Consider the following 6,342-nt stretch of genomic DNA (forward strand, 5'->3'; position numbering starts at 1 on the left):
TAAAGTAACAAATAAGTATGTAAAAATAAAAAATCCCGACTTTCATCAGGATTTATATTTACTAAGCAATTATTTATTTCTCGAACTCTTTTAAAGTAGTGATGATAATTGAAACACAATCTCTTAATTGCTCCTCATTCATAACTAAAGGCGGTGCAAAACGAATAATGTTTCCGTGTGTTGGTTTTGCTAATAAACCGTTTTCAGCTAAACGAACACAAATATTCCAAGCGGTATCGCTTTCTTCAGTATCGTTAATTACTACAGCATTCAACAATCCTTTTCCTCTTACTAAAGTAGCAATGTTTGAAGTTTCGATGAATTTACCTAATTCCTCACGGAAGATATTTCCTAATTTTCTTGCGTTTTGAGATAAACTTTCTTCAGAAACTACTTCTAACGCAGCCATAGCAACCGCAGCTGCAACAGGATTTCCTCCAAAAGTAGAACCGTGTTGTCCTGGTTTGATGACATTCATAATGTGATCATTTGCCAAAACTGCCGAAACTGGATAAGCTCCACCTGATAACGCTTTTCCTAAAATCAAAATATCAGGTTGGGTATAAGTTGCTTGTTTTTCACATTTTGCTTCACAAGTACAATTTCCACAAACTGCTAATAACGAACCTGTTCTTGCGATTCCCGTTTGCACCTCGTCAGCAATAAATAAAACGTTATTCGCTTCACAAATTGCTTTTGCTTTTTTGATAAAATCGTCAGAAGGAGTATAAACACCAGCTTCCCCTTGAATAGGTTCTACTAAGAATCCTGCAATGTTTTTCGATGAATTTACTGCTTTTTCTAAAGCGTCGATGTCATCGTAAGGGATACTGATAAATCCAGCCGTATAAGGTCCGAAGTTTTTACGTGCGTTTTCGTCGTTTGAGAATGAAATGATTGTAGTCGTTCTTCCGTGGAAGTTACCATCACAAACGATAATTTGAGCGTCGTTTTCGTTAATTCCTTTTTTCTCGTAAGCCCATTTTCTACACAATTTTAAAGCCGTTTCTACTGCTTCAGCTCCTGTGTTCATGGGTAATACTTTATCAAATCCGAAATAGTTGGTTACAAATTGTTCGTAAACACCTAATTTATCATTGTAAAACGCTCTTGATGTTAAGGTTAACGTTTGAGCTTGTTGCACCATAGCACCTACAATTTTTGGATGACAATGTCCTTGGTTTACAGCAGAATAAGCCGAAAGAAAATCGTAATATTTCTTTCCTTCTACATCCCAAACATAAACGCCTTCTCCTCTACTTAAAACTACTGGTAGTGGATGATAATTGTGTGCACCGTACTTGTCTTCTAATGCAATTGCTTCAGCTGAACTCATTTTTTCTAAAACTGACATAAAATTTTGTTGTTGATTGTTACATCGCAATTCCTTCTTAGTGGTGAGAAATCAACCATATAGTCGTCAAAAATACAAAATTCAAGGGCAAGTTCAAATTCAAATTTAATAATCTGTAAAAATTCTGTTTTGAAACACGCTGTTTATCAAAGTTTCCGCTTAGCGACTTTAGTTTTTTTATAACATATAAGTCATATAAGCAAAAAGTGAAAGTTTTAAATTATGAAAAACAAGTTCATAAAAGATTTCTAAATTGAGATTGATACAATCAGAAAAACTGTTAAGATCAGCGTTTCGCTTTGCGAATCTGTTCCATCCGCGTGCTAATCATGAAAACATTTCTAACAACGTCGTAACTGTATTCCAATTTCTAATGGTAGCCACAACGTTTAATTTTTTCTCGATGTATTTTTGGTCTAACCTTGTTTTTCCTGCACCTACAGCGTATTTGATGAAGATTCTGCTTTTATCTATTGCCGCTTCATCGGGTTTGAATTGACTTATTTTTAAATCGTTTATGGCACTTCCTTGCAATTCTTTTGAAAGAAAGGCCACATACAATTTCTTAGTATCACAATCGTTTTCTTTTAGATACGAATTATTCTTAAAACACGCTTCCAAATCTTCTTTACCAATAACCACCACAGGAACTTCCAATCCTAATTCTTTGAAAATTTCTTGCTTGATTTTAAACCCAACACTCGCACCATGTTCTTCTTCTGAATCTACAAAAACGTTTCCTGACTGTATATAAGTGCGTACATTTTGAAATCCTGCATTTTCTAAAAGCGTTTTCAAAACGTCCATTTTTATCATATTGTGACCGGAAACATTGATTCCGCGAAGTAAAGCTAAGTGGGTTTTCATGGTAGTAATTTGGTGCAAAAATAGAATTTCCTATTTAATTCGGTTCAAAATATCGTTCATCATTTCGATTTGTACTTTTTGAATTTCGATTAACTCTTGTTGTTGGTGCATTACCAAATGATCAATTTTATCATCTAACATTCGAATTTCTAATTCTGATTTCAAATTAATCATGTAATCTTTCTTAGCGCGTTCCCGGTCTTTTTCTTCCTGACGGTTTTGGCTCATCATAATGACCGGCGCTTGCAATGCTGCCACACATGATAAAATCAAGTTCAATAAAATGAAGGGATAAGGATCGAATTCTTTGTTCGTAAATATAATTACATTGGAACCAATCCAAATGGAAATGAAAATAAAAAAAGCAATAATAAAGGTCCAACTTCCTCCAAATGCCGCCACTTTATCCGCTACAATTTGACCATAATTTCTAGTATCAACTTCCTCTTCAACTTTGGCTACAAAAGAAGTATCATCGCCTAAAGATCGAACTACATCTTTTTCTAATTTTGATAACTGACTAATTTCAGTTTGCAAAAATTTAGAAATGTACTTTTCACGATATACATTCAATTCTTGTACGGAAATGGAATCATTCACATCAAAATCGGGAAAATCTTCTAAAATTAGGTTTAAAATGGAAGTTCGAATTGTTTTCCCAGAAACTCTATCATGCTCAGGAAATTCGATATTTGAAATAGCACTTTTAAACGTTGTATTGTTACTCATAATTCAAAAACATTTCTGCTAATTTACAATTTAAACCGTTGCATTCTATTAAATTGATTTCAAAAATAGTAGAAAACAAAAAAATCCTACCAAATCCACCCAACAATTCTTATTTTTGCCTCATGGGAAAAAAGAGAACAGAAAAAATCGTATTCGAAAACGTAAAAATCCTTGATGCAGGTGCAAAAGGTGTGTCGGTAGCGAAAGCTCCAGATGGTAAAGTAATATTTCTTCCAAATGTAGTGCCAGGCGATGTGGTAGACGTGCAAACGATGAAGAAAAGAAAAGCCTACTACGAAGGTAAAGCTATTAAAATCCACGAATTTTCAGAACATAGAATTGACCCCGTTTGTGAGCATTTTGGGGCTTGTGGCGGTTGCAAATGGCAAAACATGAAGTACAGCCAACAATTGTTCTATAAAAATCAGGAAGTATATAACAATTTAAAGCGAATTGGTAAGATTGAATTGCCAGAATTCGAGCCGATTTTAGGTTCCGAAAAGCAATTGTTTTACCGAAATAAAATGGAATTTGGTTTCTCGAATGCGCGTTGGATGACCGATGCCGAAATTCAATCTGGAACTGAATTTGACAACAAAAATGCGTTAGGATTTCATATTCCAAGAATGTGGGATAAGATTTTAGATATTGAGAAATGTCATTTACAAGAAGATCCTTCGAACGAAATTCGTAACGAAATCAAACGTTTTGCAAACGAAAATAACTTAACGTTCTTCAATGCTAGAGCTGTGGAAGGTTTGTTGCGAACGTTGATGATTCGTACTGCTTCAACTGGTGAAATCATGGTATTGATTCAATTTTTTGAAAACGATAAAAACGGAATCGAATTGATGATGAACTTTTTGGCAGAGCGTTTTCCTCAAATTACATCGTTACAATATGTTATCAATCAAAAATTGAATGATACGTTGTATGACCAAGACATTATTTTGTTTAAAGGTCGCGATTATATTTTGGAAGAAATGGAAGGTTTGCATTTTAGTATTAATGCGAAATCGTTCTATCAAACCAATTCGGACCAAGCGTATGAATTGTACAAAATCACTAGAGAATTTGCAGGTTTAACTGGAAACGAAACCGTTTACGATTTATATACAGGAACCGGAACTATCGCCCAATTCGTATCGAAAAAAGCGAAGAAAGTAATTGGTGTTGAAGCTGTTCCAGAAGCTATTATTGATGCAAAAGCCAATGCGGAACGCAATAACATTACGAATTGTGAGTTTTATGTTGGGGATATGAAAAACGTTTTCAACGATGAATTCATTAACCAACACGGACAACCTGATGTTATTATTACAGACCCACCTCGTGACGGAATGCACAAAGATGTGGTAGAAATGTTATTGAAAACAGATGTACCAAAAATTGTGTATGTAAGTTGTAATTCGGCAACACAAGCTCGTGATTTAGCTTTGATGGATGAGAAATACAAAGTAGTTCGTGTGCGTCCTGTGGATATGTTTCCGCAAACGCATCATGTGGAAAACGTGGTTTTATTGGAAAAACGATAATACTTGTCACGTTGAGTTTGTCGAAATGTTATGGAATGACTTCGACAAGCTCAGTCTGACAAAATAAGATAAAATATGAAAAAAATAGTTTTTATAACCCTATCCTTACTTGTAGCGGTTTCGTTTTGGAACTGTGAAAAAGATGATATTTGTGCGAGTGGAACACCCATAACGCCTCGAGTGGTCATTGAGTTTTATGACGCTGCAAATCCTACCGTTTTGAAGAACGTATCCAATTTAGCGGTAGCAGAACCCACTTTTGTAAATGGTTATGGGTACAATGGTATTAGTAAAATTAAAGTTCCCATTCGCACAAACGCTGATGTTACTACTTTGAATTTTATTCAGAACGGAAGCGATACTGATAGTTCAAATGATAATATTGATGCCATCACTTTTAACTACGAAAGAGTTGATGAATATATTTCTCGTGCTTGTGGTTTTAAAACCTTATTTTATTTGAATGATACTAATCCGATTGTGTTGACTGCGGATGGAAACAACTGGATTCAAAATATTGTAGTAACTCAACCTAATATAGAAAACGAAAATGAAGTACATGTTAAGATTTATTTTTAGTCTGAGCTTGGTTTGTGTTTCGTTATTAGGAAATGCACAAACTAAGGACACTGCAAAAGTGGTATATCTAGAACGTTATGGATTGCGTTTAGGTGCCGATTTACATAAAATCGCACGTTCGTTTTACGAAAAAGACTATCGTGGTTTTGAAGTAGTGGGTGATTATCGTTTAACTAAGCGTTTTTACATTGCTGGAGAAATTGGAAACGAAGACAAAACTATTGACGATGACCGTTTGAACTTTACTACAAAAGGCACCTATTTTAAAGTAGGTTTTGACTACAATTCCTTTGAAAACTGGCTCGACATGGAAAACATGATTTACGTAGGAATGCGTTATGGAGTAAGTAGTTTTAGTCAGACATTAAATAGTTACAAAATTTATGACCCTAGCAATTATTACGGAGAAAATACCGTGATTTCGGGAGAGAAATTTGGTGGATTAAATGCTAGTTGGTTAGAAGTAATTGGCGGTATTAAAGCGGAGTTGTTTAGCAATGTGTATTTAGGATTCTCCGTGCGATTAAACTATTTGGTTTCCAATAAAAAACCGGATGGATTTGACAATCTTTTTATACCAGGTTACAACCGTACGTATGACGGAAAATTTGGAGCAGGATTTAATTATACTTTGAGTTATTTCATCCCGATTTACAAGAAAAACAAAACTATTACAGAGAAAAAATAATTATTGAAGCGTTACGAAAGTGACGCTTTTTTTTTGTTTGTACAAATTTTAAAAAGCTAAAACGTACTTCTAGCATACTTCATCTATATAGTATCCATACTTCTGGCATACACTCCGCATACTTAAAGCATACACTATTGATATACTAAGCATACACTAATTTTGTTTTATCAATGCATTATCTATACTATATCAGTGCTATATCAGTACTATATCAGTGCTATATCTACGCTTTATGTACTTAGCATCTTCTTAGTATCTATGTAGTCTCGATTTTGATCGACTTGACAAAGTATGATGTTGTATTGTTTCTATAGTTCTCGATACATTTTGTAGATGTAAATCTTTGGCTTTACATCTACAAAACACTCGAAGTGACGGTGGTGGAATTATAGCTTCTACAGTTCTCGATACATTTTTAAGTTGTAAATCTTAGGCTTTACAGCTATAAAATACTCGAAGTGACGGTGGTGTTATTTCGAAGTGACGGAGGTGGGAATGCGGTTTTAGAGTTCTAAATGCTGTTTCAAATTTTTTAAGTTAGTATTTTTAAATATAAAATCATTCGAAGTGACGGTGGTGTTATTTCG

6 protein-coding genes are annotated in these 6,342 nt (G+C 34.4%); 3 read left to right on the top strand and 3 right to left on the bottom strand.

All coding sequences use genetic code 11. From position 1 onward, the window contains the following. Nucleotides 1-73: 73 nt before the first annotated feature. The 3 genes from rocD to BP92_RS0114190 all read right to left on the bottom strand — a co-directional run bounded on the left by rocD (nucleotide 74) and on the right by BP92_RS0114190 (nucleotide 2,950). Nucleotides 74-1,354 carry an ornithine--oxo-acid transaminase gene (gene rocD, locus BP92_RS0114180; protein ID WP_026726631.1) on the bottom strand — a complete coding sequence of 427 codons (1,281 nt, stop codon included), beginning with the start codon at nucleotides 1,352-1,354 and terminating at the stop codon, nucleotides 74-76. A gap of 327 nt (nucleotides 1,355-1,681) precedes the next feature. Then, a complete protein-coding gene (locus BP92_RS0114185; protein ID WP_026726632.1) occupies nucleotides 1,682-2,221 on the bottom strand; it encodes a DUF1697 domain-containing protein in 540 nt (179 codons plus the stop codon). A gap of 30 nt (nucleotides 2,222-2,251) precedes the next feature. After that, nucleotides 2,252-2,950, bottom strand: coding sequence for a DUF1003 domain-containing protein (locus BP92_RS0114190; protein ID WP_026726633.1), 699 nt, complete (start codon nucleotides 2,948-2,950; stop codon nucleotides 2,252-2,254). Nucleotides 2,951-3,072: 122 nt separating this feature from the next. On the opposite strand from BP92_RS0114190, the gene rlmD reads away from it, so the two are divergent. The 3 genes from rlmD to BP92_RS0114205 all read left to right on the top strand — a co-directional run bounded on the left by rlmD (nucleotide 3,073) and on the right by BP92_RS0114205 (nucleotide 5,752). After that, a complete protein-coding gene (rlmD, locus tag BP92_RS0114195; protein ID WP_026726634.1) occupies nucleotides 3,073-4,485 on the top strand; it encodes a 23S rRNA (uracil(1939)-C(5))-methyltransferase RlmD in 1,413 nt (470 codons plus the stop codon). Between the two features lie 75 nt (nucleotides 4,486-4,560). Next, nucleotides 4,561-5,064 carry a DUF6452 family protein gene (locus BP92_RS0114200; RefSeq protein WP_026726635.1) on the top strand — a complete coding sequence of 168 codons (504 nt, stop codon included), beginning with the start codon at nucleotides 4,561-4,563 and terminating at the stop codon, nucleotides 5,062-5,064. Continuing rightward, nucleotides 5,045-5,752: a DUF6048 family protein gene (locus BP92_RS0114205; protein ID WP_084329790.1), complete on the top strand. Its 708-nt coding sequence runs from the start codon at nucleotides 5,045-5,047 to the stop codon at nucleotides 5,750-5,752. The genes BP92_RS0114200 and BP92_RS0114205 overlap by 20 nt, the downstream gene beginning before the upstream one ends. Nucleotides 5,753-6,342 lie beyond the last annotated feature (590 nt).

Origin of the sequence: Flavobacterium sasangense DSM 21067 (assembly GCF_000686885.1) — a bacterium.
In the GTDB taxonomy this organism is placed as follows: domain Bacteria; phylum Bacteroidota; class Bacteroidia; order Flavobacteriales; family Flavobacteriaceae; genus Flavobacterium; species Flavobacterium sasangense.

Bases quoted from the DNA above. Each gene is read 5' to 3' on its own strand.
- rocD (WP_026726631.1), bottom strand. From the start codon at position 1,354: ATGTCAGTTTTAGAAAAAATGAGTTCAGCTGAAGCAATTGCATTAGAA.
- BP92_RS0114185 (WP_026726632.1), bottom strand. From the start codon at position 2,221: ATGAAAACCCACTTAGCTTTACTTCGCGGAATCAATGTTTCCGGTCAC.
- BP92_RS0114190 (WP_026726633.1), bottom strand. From the start codon at position 2,950: ATGAGTAACAATACAACGTTTAAAAGTGCTATTTCAAATATCGAATTT.
- rlmD (WP_026726634.1), top strand. From the start codon at position 3,073: ATGGGAAAAAAGAGAACAGAAAAAATCGTATTCGAAAACGTAAAAATC.
- BP92_RS0114200 (WP_026726635.1), top strand. From the start codon at position 4,561: ATGAAAAAAATAGTTTTTATAACCCTATCCTTACTTGTAGCGGTTTCG.
- BP92_RS0114205 (WP_084329790.1), top strand. From the start codon at position 5,045: ATGTTAAGATTTATTTTTAGTCTGAGCTTGGTTTGTGTTTCGTTATTA.